The organism is Amycolatopsis sp. NPDC089917 (genome assembly GCF_040684635.1).
GTDB lineage: Bacteria > Actinomycetota > Actinomycetes > Mycobacteriales > Pseudonocardiaceae > Amycolatopsis.
The window spans coordinates 30734-55496 of the sequence record NZ_JBFBGL010000028.1 but is presented as its reverse complement, the minus strand read 5'-3'; the positions used below and the strand labels follow the sequence as shown (position 1 = coordinate 55496).

The window sequence follows — 24763 nt, the reverse complement described above, 5'->3', positions numbered from 1 at the left end:
CCGTGAGCGATCGTTTTCTGGTGGCGGTGTTCGCGACACCGGTTGCGTCGTTCCTTCTGCGCTACGGCAAGGATCTCGGCTACACGCCGATGTTGTTCGATCCGGACGGCGCACGGGTGACGGACGTCGACGGCGACTTCGAGTCCCTCACGACGGTGCCGGAACTCGGACCGGACGCCGACGTGGTCGTCACCGATCACAACCGGCCCGAGCTCGGCGAAGTACTCAAGGCCGTACTCGGCCGCCCGACCCGGTGGGTCGGGGTGCTGGGGAACCCGCGCCACGCCGGTCCGCATGTGGCCGCGCTCGAAGCGCTGGGGGTTCCGGGCGACGAGATCGCCCGCGTGCATCGCCCGGTCGGGCTCAACATCGGCTCCCGCACGCCGCCGGAGATCGCCGTCGCCACCCTGGCCGGTCTGCTCGCCGACCGGAACGGACGGCCGGGCGGCTTCGAGTTCTAGTGCGCCACCGCTCCCTCCGGCATCGGCTCGAACCGGGCGTGCCTGCGGGTGAACGTCGCCGTGCCCGAGGTCAGCGAACGCAGGTCGATCGCGTAGCGCAGGAGCTCCACCGCGGGCACTTCGGCGCGGATGATCGTGCGGCCGCCTTCGTCCGCCTCGGTGCCGAGCACCCGGCCGCGCCGGGACGAGAGATCGCCCAGCACGGTGCCCAGATGTTCGTCGGGGAGCCGCACGGCCACCTCTTCGAGCGGTTCGAGCAGCGAGATCTTGCCTGTCGCGGCGGCCTCCTTGAGCGCCAGCGCGCCCGCCGTCTGGAACGCGGCGTCCGACGAGTCGACACTGTGCGCCTTGCCGTCGACGAGGGTCACCCGGATGTCGATCAGCGGATGGCCGTCGACGATCCCTCGCTGGGCCTGGGCCCGGACTCCCTTTTCGACACTCGGGATGAACTGATGGGGCACCGATCCGCCGACGACCTTGTCCACGAACTCGAAACCCGAACCCCGCGGCAGCGGCTTGACTTCGATGTCGCAGACGGCGAACTGCCCGTGCCCACCGGACTGTTTGACGTGCCGCCCGTGCCCGCGGCCCGGTCCGGCGAACGTCGAGCGCAGGCTGATGCGGACGGGCTCGGTGTCCACATCGGCACCACCCGCGCGCAACCGCGACAGCACGACGTCGGCGTGCGCCTCGCCCATGCACCACAGCACGAGCTGGTTGGTCTCGGCGTTGCGGTCGAGCCGCAGTGTCGGATCACCCGCGACGAGCCGGGAGAGATTGCGCGCGAGCGTGTCCTCGTCGCTGCGAGTCTTCGCGATGACGGCGACCGGCAGCAGCGGTTCCGGCATCGTCCACGGTTTCATGATCAGCGGGTCGTCGGGGGAGGAGACGGTGTCGCCCGTTTCCGCCGAGCCGACCTTGGTGAGCGCGCAGAGGTCGCCCGCGACGCAGTACGGGACTTCGCGCAGATTCGCGCCGAGCGGCGAGTACAGATGCGCGACCCGTTCGTCGGCGTCGTGATCCTCGTGCCCGCGTTCGGCCAGGCCGTGGCCCGAGACGTGGACGGGCCGTTCCGGGCGAAGCGTCCCGGAGAACACCCGCACCAGCGACACCCGGCCGACGTAGGAGTCGACCGCGGTCCGGACCACTTCGGCCGCCAGCGGGCCGTCGGGATCGGCGCGGAGTCCCGCGTGCGGTTCACCGGTGGGCGAGGTGACTTCCGGCGGTACGTGCTCCAGCGGTGACGGGAAGGCACGCACGATCCCGTCGAGCACTTCGGCGAGCCCGACGCCGGTCGTCGCGCACACCGGGATCACCGGATGGAAGGAGCCGCGCGCGACGGCGGTCTCCAGATCGGCGATCAGCGTCTCCTCGGGGATCTCCTCGCCGGAAAGGTAGCGGTCCATCAAGGACTCGTCCTCGCTCTCGGCGATGACGCCCTCGATCAGTTCGTTGCGGGCCTCGGTCATCCGCGCGAGATCGTCTTCTGCCGGCTCGCCGACCTCGGGCGGGAAACCTCCGGAATAGTCGAAGTAGCGACGCGTGATGAGCCCGACGAGCCCGTCGCGCGCGGGCAGGTACAGCGGCAGGACGCCGGCCCCGAAGGCGGCCTGGCAGGCCACGATCTCGCTTGCCGGGTCGGCGCGGTGATGATCGAGCCGGGAGACGATCACCGCCCTCGGCATCCCGACGGCCGCGCATTCCTCCCAGACCGCGATCGTGGCCGCGTCGACGCCCTCCGCCGCGCAGACCACGAACAGCGCCGCGTCGGCGGCGCGCAGCCCGGCCCGCAGTTCGCCGACGAAATCGGCGTACCCGGGGGTGTCGATGAGGTTGATCTTGTGGTCCTGGTGCAGCACCGGTGCCACCGAAAGGCCGACCGACCGCTGCTGCCGGACCGCGGCCGGGTCGTGGTCGCAGACCGTGGTGCCCTCCACGACCGAGCCCGCCCGCGTCACCGTGCCGGACGCGGCGAGCAAGGCCTCGGCGAGTGTCGTCTTCCCCGATCCGGACGGGCCGACCAGGACGACGTTGCGCACTTTCGCCGGGTCGTCCACAGCGACGGCGGCCCCGGAGTCTCCGTTCTTGCTCTGTTTGTCGGCCATGCCGGTCTCCTCACCACACGATGCCGCGTACAGGTGTGTCCTCGATCACACACCCGCGACCGCCGTCGCGGCAAGGCGACCGGCGAGGGAACCCCCGAATGTCGACGCGCCGTTATGCTCGATGGCGGACACCCGGAGGCGGATCCGAACCTATCCGAGGGTGGGGGATGAGCGATGGAGCTCGACAGGCGAACGGTGTTACGGCTGGCAGGAGCGGTCCCGGTACTCGCGTCGGCGACCGCGGCGATCCCCGGTCACGGCGGCGGGGACGAATGGGAACGGCTGCGCGCGAGGTTGACGGGCACGCTGTTCCGGCCCGGTGAACCCGGCTACGACGAAGCGCGGCTCGGGTTCTTCTCGATGTACGACCATCGGCTGCCCGCCGGTGTGGCGGTGTGTGCGAACGAGGACGACGTCCGGCGCTGTGTGGATTTCGCGGCACGGCACCACGTGCCGATCGCGGCTCGCTCCGGTGGGCACGGTTACGTCGGTTATTCCATTGTGGACAGAGGGCTCGTGGTCGACCTGTCCCGCTTGAACGCGATCGAGATCCTGCCGGGCGGCCGGGCCTCGATCGGGGCGGGAGCGCGGCTCGGCCAGGTGTACGAGGCGCTGGCGGCGGCGGGTCGCGCACTCCCGGCCGGCAGTTGCCCGCAGGTCGGCATCGCGGGCCTGACCCTCGGCGGCGGTATCGGGGTTTTGGGTCGCAAGTACGGTCTGACCTGCGACAACCTGGAGTCCGTGCGCTTCGTCGGCGCCGACGGGAAGCTGCGTCTGGTGTCGGCGGAGACCGCGCCGGATCTGCTGTGGGCGTTGCGCGGCGGCGGTGGCGGCAACTTCGGCATCGTCACGTCGTTCACCTTCAGGACGGCGGCCGCGCGCACGCTGACGAACTTCACGCTGACCTTCCCGCCCGCCGTGCTCGCCGATCTCGTCGCGGCGTGGCAGGAATGGCAGCCCGCGATGCCGGACGAACTGTGGTCCGGGATGGGCCTCGGGGCGGGCGCGGTGAACTGCGGTGGCTGTTTCGTGGGCCGTGCGGCGCAACTGAATCCGCTGCTCGACGACCTCGTCCGCCGCGTGGGCGCCGCGCCGCTCACGCGAGAGGTGACCGAACAAGGCCACCTCGCCACCATGCGCGCCTTCTCCGAAGAGGTCCTGTTCTCCGCCGCGGTCGATCAGCGCGGGGAGTACGTGGCCACGTCGAGGATGCTGACCCATCCGGTGCCCGATCCCGACGCGCTCGCGGCGTTGCTGACGAGTGATCCGAATCTGTATTCGATCGTGGACGGGTACGGCGGTGCGATCGCGCGGGTGCCGTCGAGTGAGTCGTGCTTCCCGCACCGGTCCGCGATGGGCAGCATCCAGATCATCCGTGGTCTGGACGGCGGAGAGGCGAAGGCGCGGCAGGTGATCGGGCAGGTGCGGGACGAGCTCGGCCGGGAGTACGGGCAGGCCGGGTACGTCAATTACATCGACCCGGAGATGCCGGACTGGGCGAAGGCGTACTACGGCGAAAGCCTGCCGCGGCTGCGGCGGGTGGCGCGCAGGTACGACCCGGACGGCCTGTTCGCGTTCGAGCAGGGCCTCGCTCGCTGACCCCTGGGGTCAATGCGGGCCAGATCACTCAGTGGACTGCTGAAATCGCCGCGAACTGGCCTGCTTCAGAGGTCCAAAAGCGGCCTACCCTCGGAGGCGTCATCCCACTTCGCGCGCTTTCCGAAAGGTCCAGCAGTGTCTGACGACTCCACGAACACGGCCACCACCTCGCTCACCGGCACCGCCCGGGTCAAGCGCGGGATGGCGGAGATGCTCAAGGGCGGTGTGATCATGGACGTGGTCACCGCCGAGCAGGCGAAGATCGCCGAAGACGCCGGCGCCGTCGCGGTGATGGCGCTCGAACGGGTCCCCGCGGACATCCGCGCGCAGGGCGGCGTCGCCCGGATGAGCGACCCGGACCTGATCGACGGCATCATCGAGGCCGTCTCGATCCCCGTCATGGCGAAGGCCCGCATCGGTCACTTCGTCGAGGCGCAGCTGCTGCAGTCACTCGGCGTCGACTACATCGACGAGTCCGAGGTGCTGACCCCGGCTGACTACGAGAACCACATCGACAAGTGGGCCTTCACCGTGCCCTTCGTCTGTGGTGCGACCAACCTCGGCGAGGCGCTGCGCCGGATCAACGAGGGCGCGGCGATGATCCGTTCCAAGGGCGAGGCCGGCACCGGCGACGTCTCGAACGCGACCACGCACATGCGCAAGATCCGCGCGGAGCTGCGTCGCCTGTCGTCGCTCCCCGAAGACGAGCTTTATGTTGCGGCGAAGGAACTTCAGGCCCCGTACGAGCTCGTCAAGGAGGTCGCGGAGAAGGGCAAGCTCCCCGTCGTGCTGTTCACCGCGGGCGGCATCGCGACCCCGGCCGACGCCGCGATGATGATGCAGCTCGGTGCCGAAGGCGTGTTCGTCGGCTCCGGCATCTTCAAGTCCGGTAACCCGGCCCAGCGTGCCGAGGCGATCGTCAAGGCCACCACGTTCCACGACGACCCGGACGTCATCGCGAAGGTTTCGCGTGGCCTCGGGGAAGCGATGGTCGGGATCAACGTCGACGACGTGCCCGAGCCGCACCGCCTTTCCGAGCGCGGCTGGTAAAGCACCGCGGTCATCGAGCGGCCTCGTGGACGTCGGTCCACGGGGCCGCTCGCGTTTCGAGCACTTCCAGGGAAATCGCTAGGGCGGCGGCTGTTCCGCCAGGACCGCGGGAACTCGGCCGATCTCCGCTAGTCCGGCTGGCCGGCTTCGCGAGTCTTCCTGGTGAGCGACTTGCTGACGTAGATCAGTCCACCGGTCAGGACCACGATGTCGTCGAAGTAGACCGGGTCGGGCAGCAGGTCGAACGGAAACACCGTGTAAGCCAGGGAAAGCCAATAGGCGACCTTGGCAGGAACCGGAGTGTCCGGCTGATGGACCTGACGGTGTTTCCGGACCAGTTTGACCGCCAGGAACAGCGCGACCAGGACGAAGACGATGATCACCACAACGGCCACGACACCGAGCGTGGCCCACAGAGACTCCACGCGATCCCCTCTCGCCACGACGACAACCGGAGCACGGCGCCAACGACACGGTAGTCCACCGGCTCGACCGTGTGCCGGTCCGCGGACACGACGCGTTCTGCCTGAACTCGGTCGACGTCCCCTTCGGTTGCTCCTGAGGCTCTCGTCTCAGGGGTTTCGAATACTGGGGGAGAAATCGGTGCAGGAAGGAAGTGTTCCTCCTGTCAGCCGCGCCAGTGAGCCTCCGGCAGTGCGGGGACCCGGTGACCCCGGTGGCCGGTCATCTCCTCGTTCGCGAACAGCGCGTTGAGCACCGCTTCTTCGGTGGCCTGCACGACGGCCTCGAAGAACGGGTCGAGCCTGCCCCAGGGGACGAACCGGAGGTTCTCGTACTCGGCCTCCTCCGTCCGCGGGAACCGGCTGGTGAGCGCGCCCGGATTCGCCGTGCTGAACGCGAGGAAGAGATCGCCGGAGAAGTGCGAGCCCGTGGTGCCGGTGCGGGCGAGGCCGAGCGGGACCCGGCGCGCGAGCGACGTGCACTGGCCGGGCAGCAGGGGAGCGTCGGTGCCTACGAGCACGATCACCGATCCCGCGCCCGACGGCGCCGACCACGCCTCCTCCATCGGGTTGTCGGCGCCGAGTTCCAGGCCGACGTGCTCACCTGCCACGGTGAGCTCGCGGCGCGAGCCGAAGTTGGCCTGTACCAGGACACCCACGGTGTACTCGTCGTCCCCATAGGACACTCGGCGCGACGACGTGCCGGTGCCGCCGTTGAAGCCGTAACAAGTCATCCCGGTGCCGCCGCCGATGGAGCCTTCGCTGACCGGACCAGGTCGCGCGGCGTCGATCGCGGCGATCGCGTGTCCACTGTGGATGGTCGGCGCGGTGCTGTCGTTCAGGTAGCCGTCCCAGGTTTCGGCGACCACCGGAAGCAGCCATTCGGCCGCGACGTCGGGCCGTTCGCGTACCACCCAGTCGATCACGCCGCGGTGGCACGCGCCGACGGCGTGCGTGGAGGTGATCAGCACCGGCAGGGTCAGCGACCCGGTCTCGGCCAGCCACGCGGTGCCGGTCATCTCGCCGTTGCCGTTGAGGGCGTACGTCCCGGCGGCGCACGGCACGGCGAAGTCCTCGCGTCCGCGCGGCAGGACGGCGGTGACACCGGTGCGGACCGAATCGCCCTCGACGAGCGTCGTGAAACCGATCTCGACGCCGGGGACATCGGTGAGCGCGTTGTGCTCGCCGGTCCGGCCGGGGAGCGGGATACCCAGGTCGCGGGCGCGGGTCATGAACGGTCCTCCAAGGGGTTCGAGGTGGCTGTGCGGGCGTAGGAGAGGAGCAGGGCTTCGGCGGTCGCGGTCTCCAGCGTCGGCACGGCCTGGGTGAGGTGCAGGCCGTAACCGTCTTCCAGTGCGACGAGGTTCCGCGCGATCGACACCGCGTCCGCGGTCAGCGTGAATTCGCCGATGGCCGCGCCCGCTTCGAGGATGCCGGTGTAGATCCGGACCTGCTGCTCGTAGAGCGTGATGTGCCGGGCGGCGTACACGGGATCGCGGCGGGCGATCGTGCCGAGTTCGTAGAGCAGCACGCAGAGTTCGTCCCCGGGACCGGTGGGCAGGCCGCTGCGGATCATCGCGAGCAGCCGCTCGGCGGGGCTCGACTTCGTGGCGGCGGCCAGCTCTCTCGCCGAGCAGAACCGCGCCACCGCCTCGCGCTGCACCTCCTGGAGCAGGTCGGCGAGGGTGGGGAAGTAGTACAAGACCGAACTCGACGACAGGCCCGCGCCCTCGGCGATGTCCCGCAGCCGCAGGTTCAGCACGCCGCGTTCGAGGACGGCCCGTCTGGCCACCTCGATCAGTTCGGCTCGTCGTTCCGGTGCCTTGCTCGGTCTCGCCATGCCCATATTCTTCGAATCTTGTTCGAAAAACGCAAGAGCTGATCGCCGCTGGGTCTTGACGCCATCGCGTGAAGGGCCTTTGATGCGTGCTCACCAGTTCTTCGAAGGAGATTCAAGGAACCCACCTTGTAGGAGGTCGGCCGTGTCCACTCCCGCCCTGCGCCGCGGTCTGCGCACCCTCGGCACGTTGCTCATCACGCTGTCCGCGATCAGTCCCGCCTCGTCGGTCTTCATCATCGCGCCGGGGGTGATCTCCGGAGCCGGGACCGGCGCCTTCTACAGCTTCGTGGCCGCCGCGGTCGTCGGTGTGTTCATGGCCTTCGTCTACGCCGAACTCGCCTCGGCGTTCCCGCTGGCGGGCGGCGAGTACGCGATCGTCACCCGCACGCTCGGCCGCTTGCCCGGATTCGCCGTACTCGGCCTGATGATCATCACGCAGGTGCTCATCGTGGCGGTGATCGCGCTCGGCGTCGGCACCTATCTCGGCGTGCTCCTGCCCGGGGTGCCCGGTGCGGTGATCGCCGCCGTGACCTGCGTGGTCGCGGCCGTGGTCGGGGTCTTCGACATCAAGCTGAACGCCTGGGTCACCGGGATCTTCCTGGCGATCGAGATCCTCGCGTTGATCGTGGTCAGCGCGCTCGGGCTGCTGAACCCGGCGCGCCCGTTCACCGAACTGCTCGCGCATCCGGTCGCCTCGGACGGCGGTCCGGCCACGGTCGGCGCCATCGCGATCGCCACGTCGGTCGCGATCTTCGCCTACAACGGCTACGGCTCGGCGGTGTACTTCGGCGAGGAGACGCAGGACGCCTCCCGCGGGATCGCCCGCGCGATCCTGTTCGCGCTCGGTATCACGGTGCTCGCCGAACTCATCCCGGTGACCGCGGTCCTGGTCGGCGCGCCGGATCTGAACGCGCTGTTCTCCTCGGAGAACATGCTGTCCTACTTCATCGGCTCACGGGGCGGCGGCACGCTCGACACCGTGATCGGACTGGCCGTCGCGCTCGCGATCATCAACGCGGTGCTGGCGATCGTGCTGATCAGCTCGCGGATGCTGTTCAGCAGCGGCCGGGACAGCGCGTGGCCGTCACCGGTGAACCGCGCGCTGTCCGCCGTGCACCCGAAGTTCGGGACGCCATGGGTGGCCACCGTCGGCACCGGCCTGGTGGCCGCGCTGCTCTGTTTCGTCGATCCGAAACTGCTGCTGGTGGTGACGAGCACGTCGATCGTGGCGGTCTACGCGGCCCTGTGCCTCGGCGCGATCATCGGCCGCCGCACCGGCGCCACCGCGCACGCCGCGTACCGGATGCCGTGGTTCCCGGTCGCGCCGGTGCTGGCGCTGGCCGTGCTGGTGTTCGTGGTCTACCAGAACCTGCTCGACCCGGCGGTCGGGCGGCCGAGCCTGATCGTCACGGCCTGCGTCGTCCTGCTGTCGATCGCGTACTACCTGGTGGTGCTGCGGCGGAAGGGCGGCTGGAAGCTCGCCGACGTCACCGAGGAGAAGGGCGCCGATGAGAAGGCCGACGAGCGCGCCTGATCAGGTGTACTCCGCGATCTCCACGCCGTACGTGCCCGGTTCGAGGGCCTCGAAGATGTGCGGCACGTCGCCTGGGTAGCAGATGTAGTCGCCGGGCAGGAGTTCGACCAGGTCGTCCTGCGGTCCGACCTTGGCCCGCCCGGCGCTGAGGATCATGTGCTCGACGATGCCGCTCATATGCGGATCCGAAAGCCTCGGCTTCCCGGGCTCGGCGCGGATCAGGTACACGTCGCGCCGGGCACCGGGCGGGCACGAGCTGAGCAGCGTGCACGCGTAGTCGGCGTGTTCGGCGAACACCGTCGGCCCGCTGCCCGAGCGGATCACCTGCACGCGGGGGCGTTCGGGCTCGACCACTCGCGAGAACGGGACGTCGAGCGCGACGCACAGCGCCCAGATCGTCTCGACGCTCGGGTTCCCGGACGCGGATTCCAGCTGGGAGAGCGTGGATTTCGCGATGCCGGCGCGTTTCGCGACCTCGGTGAGGGACAGCCCGGCGCGGGCGCGTTCCCGGCGCAGGGACGTGGCGATGACGTCCAGGGGTGCGCCGTCGGACGCGGTCGGGGACATGCGTTCGCTCCATCGGTCGTTGCGTTCGCCTTGACGAACACGGCTGCGATCGTTCATTGTATGAAACCATGCGTTCGATATGGCGAACAACCACTCGTGTCCTGGGGCGCGATCTTCTCCGTGACATCGGGCTGGTCTGCCTCGCCGACACCATTGTCGGCATCTCCTACGGCGCGATCGCGGTGGGCTCCGGCTTCCCGATCTGGGCGCCGATGCTGCTCTCGGTGCTCGTCTTCGCCGGTGCCTCGCAGTTCATGTTCGTCGGCATCATCGCCGCGGGCGGCAGCCCGATCGCGGCCGTCGCGGCAGGCCTGCTGGCCAACGCGCGGCATCTGCCGTTCGGCTTCGCGATCGGCGACGTCCTGGGGAAGAGGTGGTCGTCGAGGGTCGTCGGCAGCCACCTGATGATCGACGAATCGGTCGCGTTCGCGCTGGCCCAGCGCGACGAAGAGCGGCGCCGGGCGGCGTACTGGGTGTGCGGGATCGGCCTGTTCGTGTGCTGGAACGCCGGCGTCGTCGCCGGGGCGTACGCCGGGACCGCGATCAGCGACACCGACGCCTTCGGGCTCGACGCGGCGTTCCCGGCGGTCCTGCTCGCACTGGTCCTGCCGTCCCTGCGCGACCGCGCCACCCGGCTGCCGGTGGTCCTCGGGGTAGCCGTCGCGCTGGCCACGACGCCGTTCCTGCCCGCCGGACTCCCGGTGCTGCTCGCCCTGGTCGGCGTGCTGGCCGGGGTCGCCGCGAAGGAACCCGTCGAACGTGAACCCGAGGGAGTGCGCTGATGGACCCGCTGGACCTGATCATCGCCGGCGGCGTGCTCGCCGCCGGGACCTTCGCCTTCCGGTTCGCCGGCCCGGTGCTCAAGGCCCGGTTCACCGTGTCGCCCAAGGTCGAGAAGCTGATGGCGCGCTCGGCCGTCGTCCTGCTGGCCGCGCTGGTCGCGGTCGCCGCGCTCACCGAGGGACACGAGTTCGCCGGATACGCCCGGCCCGCGGGCGTCCTGGTCGGCGGGGTGCTCGCGTGGCGCAAGGCGCCGTTCGCGCTCGTCGTCGTGGCGGCCGCCGCGACCGCCGCCCTGCTGCGGCTCGCCGGGGTCCCCTGACCTGGCCGTTCCCCGGGGCGCCTAAGCTGAGGGGAAGGTCTTTCGGGAGGTCGGGTGGCGATCGCGACGGGGGCACGGCCGGTGGTCGGCGTGCTCGCACTGCAGGGCGACGTGCGGGAGCACGCCGCGATGGTGGAGCGCGCCGGTGCCCGTGCGCTGCCGGTCCGCCGCGCGAGCGAACTGTCCGAAGTGGACGGTCTGGTGCTGCCGGGCGGCGAGTCGACCACCATGTCGAGGCTGCTCGAGACCTTCGAGCTGCTCGAACCTCTGCGGGAACGCATCGCGGGCGGCCTGCCCGCGTTCGGCTCCTGCGCCGGGATGATCCTGCTCGCCCGCCAGGCCCTCGACGGACGGCCTGACCAGCAGCAACTCGGCGGGCTCGACGTCGTCGTCCGGCGCAACGCGTTCGGGCGGCAGGTGGACTCGTTCGAGGCGGATCTCGACTTCGACGGCATCGAAGGCGGTCCGGTGCACGCCGTGTTCATCCGCGCCCCGTGGGTCGAAAAGGCGGGCGACGGCGTGGAGGTACTCGCCAGTGTCCCCGAAATGCCGGGCTCGGACGAGGCGGCCGCTAGGATCGTCGCGGTCCGGCAGGGGGCGGTACTCGCCACGTCGTTCCACCCCGAACTCACCGGGGACGAGCGCGTGCACAGGCTGTTCGTCGACCTCGTGCGACAGGCTTAAGCAAAACCGACACTGTGCTCAGCGGCGGGCACAGGAGTAGATGGAGGAGAGATGAGCGGCCACTCCAAGTGGGCCACCACGAAGCACAAGAAGGCCAACCTGGACGCGAAGCGCGGAAAGCTCTTCGCCCGGTTGATCAAGAACATCGAGGTGGCGGCCCGGACCGGCGGTGGCGACCCGGACGGCAACCCGACGCTCTACGACGCCATCCAGAAGGCCAAGAAGAACTCGGTCCCGCAGGACAACATCGAGCGCGCCCGCAAGCGCGGCGCCGGTGAAGAGGCCGGTGGCGCCGACTGGCAGACCATCACCTACGAAGGCTACGGCCCGAACGGTGTGGCCGTGCTGATCGAATGCCTCACCGACAACAAGAACCGCGCCGCCATGGAGGTCCGGACCGCGCTCACCCGGAACAACGGCTCCCTCGCCGACCCGGGTTCGGTCGCCTACATGTTCAACCGCAAGGGCGTCGTGATCATGCCCAAGGCCGACGCCGGCGAGGACGACGTCCTCATGGCCGTGCTCGACGCGGGCGCCGAAGAGGTCAACGACCTCGACGAGAACTTCGAGATCGTCTCCGAGGCCACCGACCTCGTCCCGGTCCGGAAAGCCTTGCAGGAAGCCGGTTTCGAGTACGAGTCCGCGGATCTCACGTTCCTGCCGTCGGTCAGCGTCCCGCTGGACGTCGAAGGCGCGAAGAAGGTCTTCAAGCTCATCGACGCCCTCGAAGATTGCGACGACGTTCAGAACGTTTACGCGAACTTCGATGTGTCCGACGAGGTCATGGCCGAGGTCGGCTGATCGATTTTCCCGCCATGCCGCGGAAAATCGGTGCCGGGACTAGGTGCGGGCGCTCACGTGGGGCAGAATGTCGCGCGTGACGACCTCCGAAGCCGATGCCCTCACCGCCGAAGAAACCGAACTGATCCAGTGGATCGAGTCGCAGGCGCAGGCGAGAGGGAACGCGGTCATCGCGGTCGACGGCGACGAGAACGACGCGCCCTTCTGCTTCACCGCGTGCGCCTGGGCGCTGCACAACGTCGCGGAAGCGGTCGTGATCGGACTGCCCGGGCACATGGGGCCGGTCCTGCTCGACGCCTATGTCGACCGTGCGGCCGCGGGCGAGATCTTCGAGGTCGGCAAGCGCTACGACGATTTCTTCGACGGCGCGACGGTGGTCTTCGAACGGGTCGCGAAGGGGCACTATCCCGAGTACTTCGGGAGCGCGTTCCTGATCTACCCGGACGGGGACTTCCCGGCGCTGCAGCTGATCGTCGCCACACCGGACGGGCACTTCCCGTGGCATCCGGACGCGCCGGAGGGCTTCATGCGGTACCAGCCGGTGCTGACCGAATCCGGTGACCCGGAGAGCTGGACGCCGGGCGTCGACGGTCCCTGAGGTTCTGTTGCTGCTGAGCGCGCGGGGTCGCCTCGGGAGTGCGAGTCGTGGATCCGTGAAGGACTCCTTGAGAGACCCAGAGTCCCTCAAGGAGTCCTTCACGGACTCGGGAACGTCACCATCAGTCACAACGGTTGCGTGTGAAGGGCCCTTCGCGCCTGTCCAAGTACGTGAAGGCGTGTCTACCCGAGGTTGACCATCGCCCCACTCCGTGAAGGCCTCCTTACCTACCCTGAAGGTAGTGAAGGAGGCCTTCACGGACTTCGGCGCAAGGAGCCCTCGCCCGGGGTCACTCGAGCCAGGGCGCCAAGTCCTCCGCCGCCTCCGGCCACGCCGCCGCCAAAGCCGCCGCCGAGCGGAACTCCACACAGTCGTCCGTATAGGGCGGGACCACCACGGTCCCGGCCAAGCTCCAGTCACCGGTACTCACCGACGCCTGCCAGACCCCGGCAGGCACGACCACCTGCGGACGCTGTCCGGCCGTGACGTCCGGCCCCAGCACTGGCCGTGAGATTCGGCCGTCCGGGTGAAGCAGCAGCATCCGCACCGGAGCGCCGGCGTGATGGACGTAGATCTCCAGCCGGTCCAGCCGGTGCGGCGCCGAGGTTTCCGGCGGGACCAGCAGGTAGTAGATCGCGGAAGCGGTCTCGTCGCGCCAGCTCTGCGCCCAGCGGCCGCCCTCCACGGGCAGCGGCTGAAGACCCAGATGGGCGGTGAAGTCGTCAGGGCTCGGCATGTCCTCATCTTGCCGGGAGGCCGCTCCGGGTAGCCTCGGATCTCGAACTGATGTTCGCCGGGAGCGGAGGAAAAGCGTGCGGGTACTCGGGGTCGACCCCGGTCTGACCAGGTGCGGGCTCGGAGTGGTCGACGGCGGCACGGGCCGCACCGTCCGCGCCGTGGCCGTCGACGTCGTGCGGACCTCGCCGGACGCCGATCTTGCCGTGCGCCTGCTGGGGATCTCCGACGCCGCCGAGCGGTGGATGGATCGCTACAAGCCCGAAGCCGTCGCCGTGGAGCGGGTCTTCGCGCAGCACAACGTGCGCACCGCGATGGGGACCGCGCAGGCGGGCGGCGTCGTCGCGCTCGCCGCCGCCAAACGCGGGCTGCCGGTCGTGTTCCACACGCCGAGCGAGGTCAAGGCCGCCGTCACGGGCTCCGGCCGCGCGGACAAGGCGCAGGTCACCGGTATGGTCATGCGACTGCTCGGCCTCGAGGTCAAACCGCATCCGGCGGACGCCGCGGACGCGCTCGCGCTCGCCATCTGCCACCTGTGGCGCGAACCGATGCGCGTCCGGCTCGCCGAGGCCGAAGCCAGGGCGGCCGAGATCGCCAAGAACCACAAGGCCAGGCTCGCCGCCGCGGCCAAACAAGCAAAGACTCAGGGAGCGGCTCGATGATCTCCTCGGTACGCGGTGAAATCCTTTCCATCGGTCTCGACCACGTCGTGATCGAGGTCGGGGGAGTGGGCTTCGCCGTGCAGGCCACCCCCGCCACCCTCGCGACGCTTCGCCGCGGCGAGCAGGCGATGCTGCACACCGCGCTCGTGGTCCGCGAGGATTCCTTGACGCTGTTCGGTTTCGCCGACGCCGACGCCCGGGAGCTGTTCGGCCTGCTGCAGACCGTGTCCGGGATCGGTCCGAGGCTCGCGCTGGCGACGTTGGCGGTCCTGGACCCCGACAAGCTGCGGTCCGCGCTGGTCGAAGGCAACATCACCGTGCTCACCCAGGTGCCCGGCATCGGTCGCAAAGGCGCCGAGCGGCTCACGCTGGAACTCCGCGACAAGGTCACCGCGCTCGCGGGCCCGACCGACGGTTCCCCGGCGGTCGTCGCGCCCGGCGCGCTGCGGAGCGAGGTCGTCGAGGCGCTCGCGGGTCTCGGCTTCCCGGCCAAGCAGGCCGAACAGTCCGTCGACAAGGTGCTCAGCGAGGGCGACGGCCACACGACGTCCTCCGTGCTGCGCGCCGCGTTGGCCACCCTCGGGCGTAAGCGGTAGTCCGCCACATGGACTATGAGGCCGTGACGGAATTCGAGGCGGACGACGAGACGCTTTCGGCGCTGCCGCAAACGGGCGAACGCGAGGTCGAGACCACGCTGCGCCCGCGCAAACTCGACGAGTTCGTCGGCCAGCCGCGGGTGCGTGAACAGCTCGAACTCGTCCTGGAAAGCGCCCGGCGCCGGGGCGTCCCGCCGGACCACGTCCTGCTCTCCGGTCCGCCGGGACTGGGCAAGACGAGTATGGCGATGATCGTCGCCGCCGAGCTCAACGCCGCCATCCGGATCACCTCCGGACCGGCGCTGGAACGCGCGGGCGACCTGGCCGCGATGCTGTCCAATCTCGCGCCGGGCGACGTCCTGTTCATCGACGAGATCCACCGCATCGCCCGTCCCGCCGAGGAGATGCTGTACCTCGCGATGGAGGACTTCCGCGTCGACGTCGTCGTCGGCAAGGGGCCCGGCGCCACCAGCATCCCGCTGGAGATCGCGCCGTTCACACTGGTCGGAGCCACGACACGGTCCGGTTCGCTGACCGGCCCGCTGCGCGACAGGTTCGGTTTCACCGGGCAGATGGAGTTCTACAGCGACAGCGAGCTGGAGCTCGTCGCGCGCCGCGCCGCCACGATCCTCGACGTCGACATCGACCGGGACGGCTGCGCGGAGATCGCCCGCCGCTCCCGCGGCACACCCCGGATCGCGAACAGGCTCCTGCGCCGGGTGCGCGACTACGCCGAAGTTCGGGCCGACGGCAAGGTCACGCGCAAGATCGCGCGCGCCGCGCTGGAGGTCTACGACGTCGACGAACTCGGTCTGGACAGGCTCGACCGCGCGGTGCTGACGGCCCTGGTCCGGTCCTTCGGCGGCGGTCCGGTCGGCGTGTCCACGCTGGCCGTCGCGGTGGGGGAGGAACCGACTACGGTGGAAGAGGTGTGCGAGCCCTACCTGGTTCGCGCCGGTATGCTCGCGCGCACTCCTCGCGGCCGGGTCGCAACCGCGGCCGCGTGGGAACACCTCGGCCTGCCGGCTCCGGCCGGTGCCACCCGGGGCGAGCAGGGTGGCCCGAACCTGTTCGACCAGGACTGACCGGACCGTTCGCGAGGTCCGGGGCCCGTGGTGGCGACGGGTGGTGGTGGAGTTTCCGCTGGCACCTGGCACACTCGGGTAGAGCACACCCCGCCAAACCGGACAAAACAGCGCACCGCGCGGCGTCCGCTCGAAATGGAGAATCATGAACCAGTTATTGCTGCCGCTGCTCCTGATGCTCGTTGTGGCGATTCCGCTCGTCATGGGCACCCGTAAGCAGAAGAAGGCGGCGGCAGCGCAGCAGGAGCTGCTCTCGAGCCTCGCTCCCGGCGACCGGGTGATGACCACCTCCGGTCTCTACGCCTCCGTCGCCGACGCTTCCGCCGACACCACGATCGACCTGGAGATCGCTCCCGGCGTCGTCACCACCTGGCTGCGCCAGGCCGTCCGCGAGAAGGTCGAGCCGGTCGTCGAGACCGACGAGGACATCGTCGACGACGAGGTCGTCGTCGAGGAGCCAGCCATCGAGGCGAAGGACGAAGAGCGCGTCGAAGAGAAGACCGGCGCGCAGATCGCTCCTCCGCTGGAGCACGGCAAGAAGTAGCGCCTGTAAGGCCATCCCCGACACCAGACTTTCGTAGGTGTGGGGCCAACGCCGGGCTCACGCAGCACCGAGTAGTGTCTCGGTGCTGCGTGCGTGTCCGTCGTCATAGTCGTGCCCGTTCAGCGGGCATCGTCATCGAGGCACGTTCGCGGTACCGCCGGACTCCCGTCCGGTGAGTGAACAGCCAAGTCCATTGGGGAAAACACCCAGTCCGTCCGAGGAGACCGAAGCACAGTGGCCGCACCGGCCGGGCATCTCCGCCCGGGACGCTATCTCGCCTTCTTCGCCCTGATCGTGGTGGCGCTGTACGCCCTGGTGTTCTTCACCGGTAGCGGCAAGCCGACGCCGAAGCTCGGCATCGATCTGCAAGGCGGCACGAGGGTCACCCTGTCCGCCCGTAATCCCGACGGCGGCGATCCTCCGCGAGAGTCCCTCGAACAGGCCCGCTCGATCATCGAGCGCCGGGTCAACGGTATCGGCGTCGGTGGCACCGAGGTCGTCCTGGACGGCAGCAACGTCGTCATCACCGTTCCCGGCGAGCAGGGCGACCAGGCCAAGACCCTGGGCAAGACCGCGAAGCTGGGCTTCCGGAAGGTCGTGACGTCGCAGCCGGTGACCCCGGTCCCGCAGCCGTCGACCCCGCCGACCTCGGGCGCGCCTTCGTCGGCGCCGCCCGCGTCCTCGGGTGCCCCGGGTGCGAGCGCTCCGCCGAGCAGCCCGGCCAACGGCGGCGGCAGCGCCGCGGGCGCGCCGCAGCAGCAGCCCGGTGGCGACTCCGACGAGCAGACCAAGAAGGAGATCGAGGAGGCCCGGAAGCTCCGGCAGAACCCCGATCTGCTTTCGACGGACCAGGCGAAGCAGGCCGCGGCCGCCGAGAAGGCCTTCGCGGCTCTCAACTGCGACCCCAAGGTGACGGACCCGCTGGTCGGCAACGACCTCACCGACAAGCCGCTGGTCGCCTGCGGTGACAAGAACACCATGAAGTACCTGCTGGAGCCGGAGTTCCTGCCCGGAACGGAGATCTCCGACGCCTCCTCGGGCTACGACACCCAGAACTCCCAGTGGGTCGTCAACCTGAACTTCAAGGGCGACGGCTCCCGCATCTGGGGCGACTTCACCTCGAAGAACGTCCAGAAGCAAGCCGCGTTCGTCCTCGACACGCAGGTCGTCTCGGCGCCGACCATCCAGTCCGCGATCCTGGGCGGTCAGACCCAGATCACCGGCCGGTTCAGCCAGGCCGAGGCGAAGGATCTGGCGGACGTGCTGAAGTATGGCTCGCTGCCGCTGTCGTTCGAGTCCTCGGACGCGACGACGGTGTCCGCGACACTGGGCCTCGCGTCGCTGCAGGCGGGCCTGATCGCCGGCGGCATCGGCCTGCTGATCGTCTTCATCTACTGCCTGTTCTATTACCGGCTGCTCGGCGTGCTGACGATCCTGTCGCTCGCTCTGTCGTTCTCGCTGGTGTACGCGGTCCTTGTGCTCTTGGGGCGGTGGATCGGGTACACCCTCGACCTCGCCGGCGTGGCGGGCCTGATCATCGCGATCGGTATCACCGCGGACTCGTTCGTCATCTACTTCGAACGACTAAAGGACGAAATCCGCGAAGGCAGGACATTCCGTTCCGCGGTGCCGCGCGGTTGGTCCCGCGCCCAGCGCACGATCCTGGCGTCGGACGCGGTCAGCTTCCTCGCCGCGGCCATCCTGTACTGGCTGGCCGTCGGTGAGGTCAAGGGCTTCGCGTTCACCCTCGGCATGTCGACCGTCCTCGACCTCGTGGTGGTCTACCTCGTGACGCACCCGCTGGTCGCGATCATCTCGAAGTCGAAGTCGAAGGTCCTGTCCAATCCCAAGAACCTCGGCCTCGGTGCCGTGCAGCAGCTGGGCTCGGAGCGCAAGGCGGCCAAGCCCGCCACCGGCCGTCCGAACGTCAAGGAGGCGTGACCGTGGTCGACGACAACACCATCACCACGGGCAAGCGGGAGAGCATCTTCCGCCGTCTCTACGTGGGCACGGGCGCGTTCGACGTGGTCGGCAAGCGCAAGCGCTGGTACCTCTTCTTCGGCGCGCTGGTGCTGGTCTGCGTCGCTTCGATGGGGATCAAGGGGTTCAACTTCGGGATCGACTTCGAAGGCGGCACCCAGATCCAGATGCCGGCCAACGGCAAGAACGGGCAGATCACCGAGCAACAGGCCAAGGACGTCTACGCCGAGGCGCTGGGCCGTCCCGCCGACGAGGCACAGAAGGTCGGAACCGGCGGTTCCTCGACGATCCAGCTTCGTTCGGAGACGCTGGAGACGTCCGAGGTCAACAAGCTGAAAGAGGCGCTGTTCGAGAAACTGGGCCCGATCGGGTCCACCGGCCAGCCGAGTGTCCAGGCGATCAGTGACAGCGCCGTCAGCGCGTCGTGGGGCGGGGAGATCTCGCGGCAGGCCCTGATCGCGCTCGGCGTGTTCTTGCTGGCGGTCACGCTGTTCCTGGCGTTGTATTTCGACACCAGGATGGCCGCGGCGGCGCTGATCTCGCTCCTGCACGACATCGTGGTGACGGCGGGTGTGTACTCGCTGATCGGCTTCGAGGTCACACCGGCGACGGTCGTCGGTCTGCTGACGATCCTCGGGTTCTCGCTGTACGACACGGTGGTGGTGTTCGACAAGGTCCGCGAGAACACGCGCGGCCTGCTCGGGCTCACCCGCCGCACGTTCGGCGAGGCGGCCAACCTGGCGCTGAACCAGACGCTGATGCGGTCGTTCAACACCGCGCTGATCGCGATGCTGCCGATCCTCGGCCTGCTCGTCGTCGGCTACATCTTGCTCGGCTCGGGCACGCTGCAGGACCTCGCGCTGGTGCAGCTCACCGGCACCGTGGTCGGCGTGCTGTCGTCGGTCGCGCTGGCCACCCCGCTGCTGGTGGACCTCAAGATGCGTGACCCGAAGTTCCGCCAGCAGGCGGATCGGGTCCACGCGCGGCGCGCGAACCAGGCCCGCAAGGCCGCCGAGCGTGACGACGACTTCGACCCGACCGACGAGGACGCCCTGGCCGCCGAACTCCGCAAGGAGAAGGCGTACGCCGCCGCGGCGAGCGTCCCCGCCCGGAACCAGAAGGCCCACAAGGGTCGTCCGTCGGGCAAGCGCAAGAGGTAACCCCGGCTTCAAGCGCTATGAACGGTCCGTTCCTTGCGAAATTTGCAAGGAACGGACCGTTCCTAGCGTTCAGGGGCCGGAAGTACGAACGAGAGCAAGGAAGTACATGGAGCTGGACAAGGCACTCGACCTCATCGCCGACGTGCCCGACTTCCCGGAACCCGGCGTGCTGTTCCGGGACCTGAGCCCGCTGTTCGCCGACGCGGCCGGCTTCAAGGCCGTCACCGACGGCCTGGCCGCCACCGTCGATCCCGGCGCCGACCTGCTGGCGGGCGTCGAAGCACGCGGGTTCCTGCTGGCCGCGGCCGTCGGCTACTCCCTCGGTCTCGGCGTCGCGTTGATCCGCAAGCCCGGCAAGCTGCCCCGGGTCGCGGGCAGGGTCGGGTACACCCTGGAATACGGCACGGCCACCGTCGAACTCCCGGAAGGGGTCGTCCGGCCGGGCCAGCGTGTCGCGGTCCTCGACGACGTGCTCGCCACCGGCGGCACGGTCGCGGCCACCTGCGAGCTCCTGGAAGGCGCGAAGGCGCAGGTCACCGGTGTTTCGGTGGTGATGGAACTCGAGGCGCTCAACGGTCGTTCCGTGCTTGAGGGGCATCGTGTGGAGGCCCTTCGGGTGTGTTGAACGGGCGTACCAAGTGAGCCGCGAGGGGGAGCGGTTACTCTTGATGTCCGAAGGCCGCACGAAGCGCAGGAGGTGCGGGTGAGCCAAGAGCTCGATGCCGCGGTGTCCTCGAAGGACGGCACCGAGCAAAACGGTGCGGGGCGACAGGGGGCCGCGCCGACGCCGTCCGCGACGCGCCGGGTCCGTGCCCGTCTCGCCCGCCGGATCACCGCGCAGCGCGCCGCGCCGGTCAAGCAGGTTCTCGAACCGCTCGCCGTCATCCACCGCGAGCTGCATCCCAACGCGGACCTCACGCAGCTCCAGCGCGCCTACGACACCGCCGAAGAGCTTCACCGGGAACAGCGGCGCAAGTCCGGCGACCCGTACATCACACACCCGCTCGCGGTCGCGACCATCCTTGCCGAACTCGGCATGGACACCACGACACTGGTCGCGGCGCTGCTGCACGACACCGTCGAGGACACCGGCTACTCGCTGGAGAGCCTGAAGGCCGACTTCGGGGAGAAGGTCGGCGAGCTCGTCGACGGCGTCACCAAGCTGGACAAGGTCAAACTCGGCACGGCCGCGGAGGCCGAGACCATCCGCAAGATGGTCATCGCGATGGCGCGCGACCCGCGGGTGCTGGTCATCAAGCTGGCCGACCGGCTGCACAACATGCGCACGATGCGGTTCCTGCCGCCGGAGAAGCAGGCCCGCAAGGCGCGCGAGACCTTGGAAGTCCTCGCCCCGCTGGCGCACCGGCTCGGCATGGCGACGGTCAAATGGGAGCTGGAGGATCTGGCGTTCGCCATCCTGCAGCCGAAGAAGTACGACGAGATCGTCCGCCTGGTCGCCGATCGCGCGCCTTCGCGCGACACGTACCTGCGGTCCGTCATCACGGAGCTGACCGGCAATCTCGAAGGCTCGCGGATCACCGCCAAGGTCGAGGGCAGGCCGAAGCACTACTACTCGATCCACCAGAAGATGATCGTCCGAGGGCGCGACCTCGACGACATCCACGACCTGGTGGGCGTGCGGATCCAGGTCGAGGACGTCCGCGACTGCTACGCCGCGATGGGTGTCGTCCACGCGCTGTGGCAGCCGGTCCCCGGCCGGTTCAAGGACTACATCGCGCAGCCCCGGTTCGGGGTCTACCAGTCGTTGCACACCACGGTGATCGGACCGGACGGCAAGCCGCTGGAAGTGCAGATCCGTACCTACGAGATGCACCGCACCGCCGAGTACGGCATCGCCGCGCACTGGCGGTACAAGGAGACCAAGGGCACCCACAACGGGAACGCCATGGACGTCGACGAGATGGCGTGGATGCGCCAGCTCCTCGACTGGCAGCGTGAAGCCGCGGACCCGGGCGACTTCCTGGAGTCCCTGCGCTACGAGCTCGCCTCGCGCGAGATCTTCGTGTTCACGCCCAAGGGCGACGTGATCACGCTGCCGGTCGATTCGACTCCGGTCGACTTCGCCTACGCCGTGCACACCGAGGTCGGGCACCGCTGCATCGGCGCCCGCGTCAACGGCAGGCTCGTCGCGCTCGAGCGCAAGCTGGAGAACGGCGAGGTCATCGAGATCTTCACCTCGAAGGCCGAGACGGCGGGCCCGAGCCGCGACTGGCTGCAGTTCGCCGGTTCGCCCAAGGCCCGCGCGAAGATCCGGCAGTGGTTCGCCAAGGAGCGCCGTGACGAGGCGATCGAAGGCGGCAAGGAGGCCATCACCAAGGAGGTCCGCAAGGTCGGCCTCCCGATCCAGCGGCTGGTCTCCGCCGAATCGATGGGCGCGGTCGCCACCGAACTGCGGCACCCGGACATCAGCTCGCTGTACGCGGCCGTCGGCGAGGGCCACACCAGCGCGAAGCACGTCGTGCAGCGGCTGGTCGCGCTCATCGGCGGGGTCGACGAGGCGGAGGAAGAGCTCGCCGAGCGCGCGACACCGTCCACGGTCACCCGCCGTCGTGGTTCGAACGACGTCGGCGTCGTGGTGAAGGGCGCCAGTGATGTCTGGGCCAAGCTCGCTCGCTGCTGCACGCCGGTGCCGGGCGACGAGATCCTCGGCTTCGTCACCCGCGGCGGCGGGGTCAGCGTGCACCGCACCGACTGCACCAACGCCGACGACCTCCGGGCCCAGCCCGAAAGGCTGGTCGAGGTCGAATGGGCACCGTCGGCGTCGTCGGTGTTCCTCGTCGCGATCCAGGTCGAGGCGCTGGACAGGCACCGCCTGCTCTCGGACGTCACCAAGGTGCTCGCGGACGAGAAGGTCAACATCCTGTCCGCGTCGGTGACCACGTCGCGCGACAGGGTCGCGGTCAGCCGGTTCTCGTTCGAGATGGGCGACCCGAAGCACCTCGGACACGTGCTGAAGGTGGTCCGAGGTGTCGAGGGCGTCTACGACGTCTATCGCGTGACTTCGGCGTCCTAGCCTGCGCCGATCGCGTCGGTGGGGCCGTCCGTTGTCAGCCTCTCTTGGACTTCGCGATGGCGGAATTGCGTGGCGGTTCCTGCCAAGCGGAGGAGGCCCGCGTCGTAAGCCCAGTCCAGGAACGTCTCGGGACGGCGGGGGAGTCGCTTCCTGCGGACGAGATAGCGGATGGCGAGGTCGTGGCGGAGCCTGGGAGTCGGGCCCCCTGCCAGGAAGAGCCCCAGCCCGCCCGCTGTTCCGAACAGGACACCATCGACGACTCCTCCGGGAAGACTGCCCAGCGTCAGGAAAAATAGCCCGACGATGATGCTCTGTACGGCGATCGTGCCGCGTATCCGACGTTGTGGTCGGCTCGGCCGGTCCGCGGCTTCGAGCCGGGTCGTCATATCGCCGGCCCCGACGACGAGCCCGGTCACGAAGCCGAACACTCCGAACGTCAGGACGCCACCGACCGCCACGGTGGGAAGCTCCCCGAAACCGGAGAGCAGGCTGGCGCCGATTCCCGCCGGGAGGCCGATCAAGCCGCCGATCGCCATCCAGGTGGTGGCGGTGCGCAGAACGGTGCGGCGTCCTGCGCGGGTGAACAGAAGCGCGGGCTCGATCCGTTCGAGGGCACGGGTCGTTTTCGTCGCCGTGAAACGGAAAACGAGGGTGCCGATGCCGAGTAGCACGGGCGCGATCAAGAACCACCGTTCCGGATTGGCGCGAAGATCGCTGCTCGTGCTGAAGAACCATGCACGAAGGAACAAAAGAAGGAGGAGAAACGTGATGAGCCCGGTGACGAGGGCTGCGGCTCCCAGCCGGACGTTGCGGCCATGTCGCGCCGGATCGCCGACGGTCCGCCAAAGCTCATGCAGGTGGATGTCGGTTCTCGAGTACCCCTGCGTGCCCATCCATGCCAGATGGTTCGCGAAGGTACTCAGCCAGACACGAACCTCTTCAGCTCGATACGGTGTGCCTTCCGGGCCCGGATGATGCTCGACCGCCGCGGGGATGAGCCTCTCGTGCAGGAAATCCTTGAGGTCGTCCTTGTCGAAGTCGCAGAGTTCGCGTGGCTCCAGTCCATCCGCCTGACCTTGGAAGACGTTCACCGCCAGGTAAAGGTGGAGAGGCGAGGAGAGGAACTTCGCGAGCCGTCCGGTGGGGTTCGTCCTGATCCGGGTGACGACAGGTCGCCAACGGGCTTGGACACCGTCCGGTCGTGTCGAGCCGGGGAACCGGTGCGACAGCCAGCGGATGATCTGATCGGTGCCGAGCGGCTTCATCGTGACCGATTCGGCGTCCTGAAGCCGTAAGGGCGGTTTCTCGTAGTTGGCGCTCCGGCAGGCGACGACGACAGGCCATCCGCTGAAGCCCCCGGCGGTGTTCAACGCCGCGATGACCTCGGCGGCCCGATGCGCACTGGCCGAGTCGCCGTCCATCTCGTCCAACCCGTCGAGGATCGGCAGGATCCAGCCTCCGGTGACCAACGCCTTCGCCGTCGTCTTCGGCACTCCGTATACGTCCGTGATCTCTTCCGCGATCCAGGCCTCCAGTCGTTCGCGGGCGATGATCGGCCGGCGAGTGTCCGCGAACGAGGGGAGGCTCAGCTTGACGGGAATCCGGATCCTCTCGTCGTCCGGTGCGGCATGGGCTTTCTCCCCGAGGTCGAGCAGCAGCCGGATCAGCAGGACGGTTTTCCCGGATCCCGGCTCGCCGAGTACCACGAGCCGCCCGAAGGCCACGTCCTCGTAGAATTCCGCGACCGTGTTCAGGGATCCGATCGTGGTCCCGCCGTCAGGCCGCCGGGGCGGAGTCGTGGTGTTCGGTGGAGTCCGAACGAAACCGATGTCGGCGGGTTCGGGGTGGCCGGTGTCGCCGAGCAGTTGCTGCAGTGCCCTGGACTCGGCCTTGATGACTTGGCCGAGAAGCGTGATGGCGCGGGACCTGAGGATGGCTCGGTCGTCGGTTTCGGGACGTGACCGCAGGGCGGCGAACGCGGCCACGCTGCCGAGGACCGCGACCGGCAGGGCCAGCACGTTGGCGATGCCCGCGCCGTCGTTGCCCTTGTCGAGCAACCACGAAGTGAGCCAGAACAGCGCGGCCGTCCCGGCGACGAGGGCGACGGCGAGCCAGAGTCGTCGAGCTGGTCGCGAACGCATTGGACCATCTTGCCCACATCCGGC

Annotated in this window: 24 protein-coding genes; 17 read left to right on the top strand and 7 right to left on the bottom strand. The window is 68.9% G+C overall.

Annotated features, from left to right (window positions below; all coding sequences use genetic code 11):
• The first annotated feature begins 2 nt into the window (after nt 1–2).
• Nucleotides 3–461 carry an XdhC family protein gene (locus AB0N89_RS21225; protein ID WP_364206909.1) on the top strand — a complete coding sequence of 153 codons (459 nt, stop codon included), beginning with the start codon at nt 3–5 and terminating at the stop codon, nt 459–461.
• Here the strand turns inward: AB0N89_RS21225 and AB0N89_RS21220 are convergent.
• Nucleotides 458–2566 (bottom strand): elongation factor G-like protein EF-G2, encoded by a 2109-nt coding sequence (locus AB0N89_RS21220; RefSeq protein ID WP_364206907.1) that lies wholly within the window; start codon nt 2564–2566, stop codon nt 458–460. The two genes, AB0N89_RS21225 and AB0N89_RS21220, sit on opposite strands and share 4 nt — an antisense overlap.
• 174 nt (nt 2567–2740) lie before the next feature.
• Here AB0N89_RS21220 and AB0N89_RS21215 point away from each other — a divergent pair, with 174 nt between their 5' ends.
• A complete protein-coding gene (locus AB0N89_RS21215) occupies nt 2741–4165 on the top strand; it encodes an FAD-binding oxidoreductase (RefSeq protein WP_364206905.1) in 1425 nt (474 codons plus the stop codon).
• A gap of 135 nt (nt 4166–4300) precedes the next feature.
• Nucleotides 4301–5215 (top strand): pyridoxal 5'-phosphate synthase lyase subunit PdxS, encoded by a 915-nt coding sequence (gene pdxS / locus AB0N89_RS21210; protein ID WP_191252855.1) that lies wholly within the window; start codon nt 4301–4303, stop codon nt 5213–5215.
• Between the two features lie 128 nt (nt 5216–5343).
• Here the strand turns inward: pdxS and AB0N89_RS21205 are convergent, their stop codons facing one another.
• From AB0N89_RS21205 to AB0N89_RS21195, 3 genes are all read right to left on the bottom strand, one after another.
• A complete protein-coding gene (locus tag AB0N89_RS21205; RefSeq protein WP_364206903.1) occupies nt 5344–5640 on the bottom strand; it encodes a DUF1232 domain-containing protein in 297 nt (98 codons plus the stop codon).
• A gap of 203 nt (nt 5641–5843) precedes the next feature.
• Nucleotides 5844–6908 carry a P1 family peptidase gene (locus tag AB0N89_RS21200; RefSeq protein WP_364206901.1) on the bottom strand — a complete coding sequence of 355 codons (1065 nt, stop codon included), beginning with the start codon at nt 6906–6908 and terminating at the stop codon, nt 5844–5846.
• Complete coding sequence (locus AB0N89_RS21195) at nt 6905–7516, bottom strand: TetR/AcrR family transcriptional regulator (protein ID WP_364206899.1); 612 nt, start codon at nt 7514–7516, stop codon at nt 6905–6907. Before AB0N89_RS21195 ends, AB0N89_RS21200 begins: the two co-directional genes overlap by 4 nt.
• Before the next feature lie 142 nt (nt 7517–7658).
• Here AB0N89_RS21195 and AB0N89_RS21190 point away from each other — a divergent pair, with 142 nt between their 5' ends.
• Nucleotides 7659–9050, top strand: coding sequence for an APC family permease (locus tag AB0N89_RS21190; protein ID WP_364206897.1), 1392 nt, complete (start codon nt 7659–7661; stop codon nt 9048–9050).
• Here AB0N89_RS21190 and AB0N89_RS21185 read toward each other — a convergent pair whose 3' ends face one another.
• A complete protein-coding gene (locus AB0N89_RS21185) occupies nt 9051–9617 on the bottom strand; it encodes an XRE family transcriptional regulator (protein WP_364206895.1) in 567 nt (188 codons plus the stop codon).
• A 68-nt stretch (nt 9618–9685) separates the two neighbouring features.
• On the opposite strand from AB0N89_RS21185, the gene AB0N89_RS21180 reads away from it, so the two are divergent.
• The 5 genes from AB0N89_RS21180 to AB0N89_RS21160 all read left to right on the top strand — a co-directional run bounded on the left by AB0N89_RS21180 (nt 9686) and on the right by AB0N89_RS21160 (nt 12802).
• Nucleotides 9686–10399, top strand: a complete 714-nt coding sequence (locus AB0N89_RS21180) for an AzlC family ABC transporter permease (protein WP_364206893.1) — start codon at nt 9686–9688, stop codon at nt 10397–10399.
• Complete coding sequence (locus AB0N89_RS21175) at nt 10399–10719, top strand: AzlD domain-containing protein (RefSeq protein WP_125788093.1); 321 nt, start codon at nt 10399–10401, stop codon at nt 10717–10719. Before AB0N89_RS21180 ends, AB0N89_RS21175 begins: the two co-directional genes overlap by 1 nt.
• 54 nt (nt 10720–10773) lie before the next feature.
• Nucleotides 10774–11403 carry a pyridoxal 5'-phosphate synthase glutaminase subunit PdxT gene (pdxT, locus tag AB0N89_RS21170; RefSeq protein WP_364206891.1) on the top strand — a complete coding sequence of 210 codons (630 nt, stop codon included), beginning with the start codon at nt 10774–10776 and terminating at the stop codon, nt 11401–11403.
• Between the two features lie 51 nt (nt 11404–11454).
• Complete coding sequence (locus AB0N89_RS21165) at nt 11455–12204, top strand: YebC/PmpR family DNA-binding transcriptional regulator (protein WP_350584183.1); 750 nt, start codon at nt 11455–11457, stop codon at nt 12202–12204.
• 67 nt (nt 12205–12271) lie between these two features.
• The gene (locus AB0N89_RS21160; protein ID WP_364206889.1) at nt 12272–12802 is read left to right on the top strand and encodes a DUF4262 domain-containing protein; all 531 of its coding nucleotides are present in this window, start codon (nt 12272–12274) and stop codon (nt 12800–12802) included.
• A 289-nt stretch (nt 12803–13091) separates the two neighbouring features.
• Here AB0N89_RS21160 and AB0N89_RS21155 read toward each other — a convergent pair whose 3' ends face one another.
• On the bottom strand, nt 13092–13538 hold the full coding sequence (locus AB0N89_RS21155) for a cupin domain-containing protein (RefSeq protein ID WP_364206887.1): 447 nt from the start codon (nt 13536–13538) through the stop codon (nt 13092–13094).
• 76 nt (nt 13539–13614) lie between these two features.
• Here AB0N89_RS21155 and ruvC point away from each other — a divergent pair, with 76 nt between their 5' ends.
• The 8 genes from ruvC (at nt 13615) to AB0N89_RS21115 (ending at nt 22598) form a co-directional block, all read left to right on the top strand.
• On the top strand, nt 13615–14199 hold the full coding sequence (gene ruvC, locus AB0N89_RS21150; RefSeq protein ID WP_364206885.1) for a crossover junction endodeoxyribonuclease RuvC: 585 nt from the start codon (nt 13615–13617) through the stop codon (nt 14197–14199).
• A complete protein-coding gene (gene ruvA / locus AB0N89_RS21145; RefSeq protein WP_364206883.1) occupies nt 14196–14795 on the top strand; it encodes a Holliday junction branch migration protein RuvA in 600 nt (199 codons plus the stop codon). The genes ruvC and ruvA overlap by 4 nt, the downstream gene beginning before the upstream one ends.
• Before the next feature lie 8 nt (nt 14796–14803).
• Entirely contained in the window at nt 14804–15880 is a 1077-nt protein-coding gene (gene ruvB, locus AB0N89_RS21140; RefSeq protein ID WP_364206881.1) for a Holliday junction branch migration DNA helicase RuvB, read from the top strand.
• A 145-nt stretch (nt 15881–16025) separates the two neighbouring features.
• Complete coding sequence (yajC, locus tag AB0N89_RS21135; RefSeq protein ID WP_364206879.1) at nt 16026–16424, top strand: preprotein translocase subunit YajC; 399 nt, start codon at nt 16026–16028, stop codon at nt 16422–16424.
• Between the two features lie 234 nt (nt 16425–16658).
• The gene (gene secD / locus AB0N89_RS21130; protein ID WP_364206877.1) at nt 16659–18365 is read left to right on the top strand and encodes a protein translocase subunit SecD; all 1707 of its coding nucleotides are present in this window, start codon (nt 16659–16661) and stop codon (nt 18363–18365) included.
• Nucleotides 18362–19564, top strand: coding sequence for a protein translocase subunit SecF (gene secF / locus AB0N89_RS21125; RefSeq protein WP_364206875.1), 1203 nt, complete (start codon nt 18362–18364; stop codon nt 19562–19564). Before secD ends, secF begins: the two co-directional genes overlap by 4 nt.
• Nucleotides 19565–19670: 106 nt before the next feature.
• Nucleotides 19671–20189 (top strand): adenine phosphoribosyltransferase, encoded by a 519-nt coding sequence (locus AB0N89_RS21120; RefSeq protein WP_364206873.1) that lies wholly within the window; start codon nt 19671–19673, stop codon nt 20187–20189.
• A gap of 78 nt (nt 20190–20267) precedes the next feature.
• Nucleotides 20268–22598, top strand: coding sequence for a bifunctional (p)ppGpp synthetase/guanosine-3',5'-bis(diphosphate) 3'-pyrophosphohydrolase (locus AB0N89_RS21115; RefSeq protein ID WP_364206871.1), 2331 nt, complete (start codon nt 20268–20270; stop codon nt 22596–22598).
• Here AB0N89_RS21115 and AB0N89_RS21110 read toward each other — a convergent pair.
• Nucleotides 22595–24739: an NACHT domain-containing protein gene (locus AB0N89_RS21110; RefSeq protein WP_364206870.1), complete on the bottom strand. Its 2145-nt coding sequence runs from the start codon at nt 24737–24739 to the stop codon at nt 22595–22597. The genes AB0N89_RS21115 and AB0N89_RS21110 overlap by 4 nt on opposite strands.
• Nucleotides 24740–24763 lie beyond the last annotated feature (24 nt).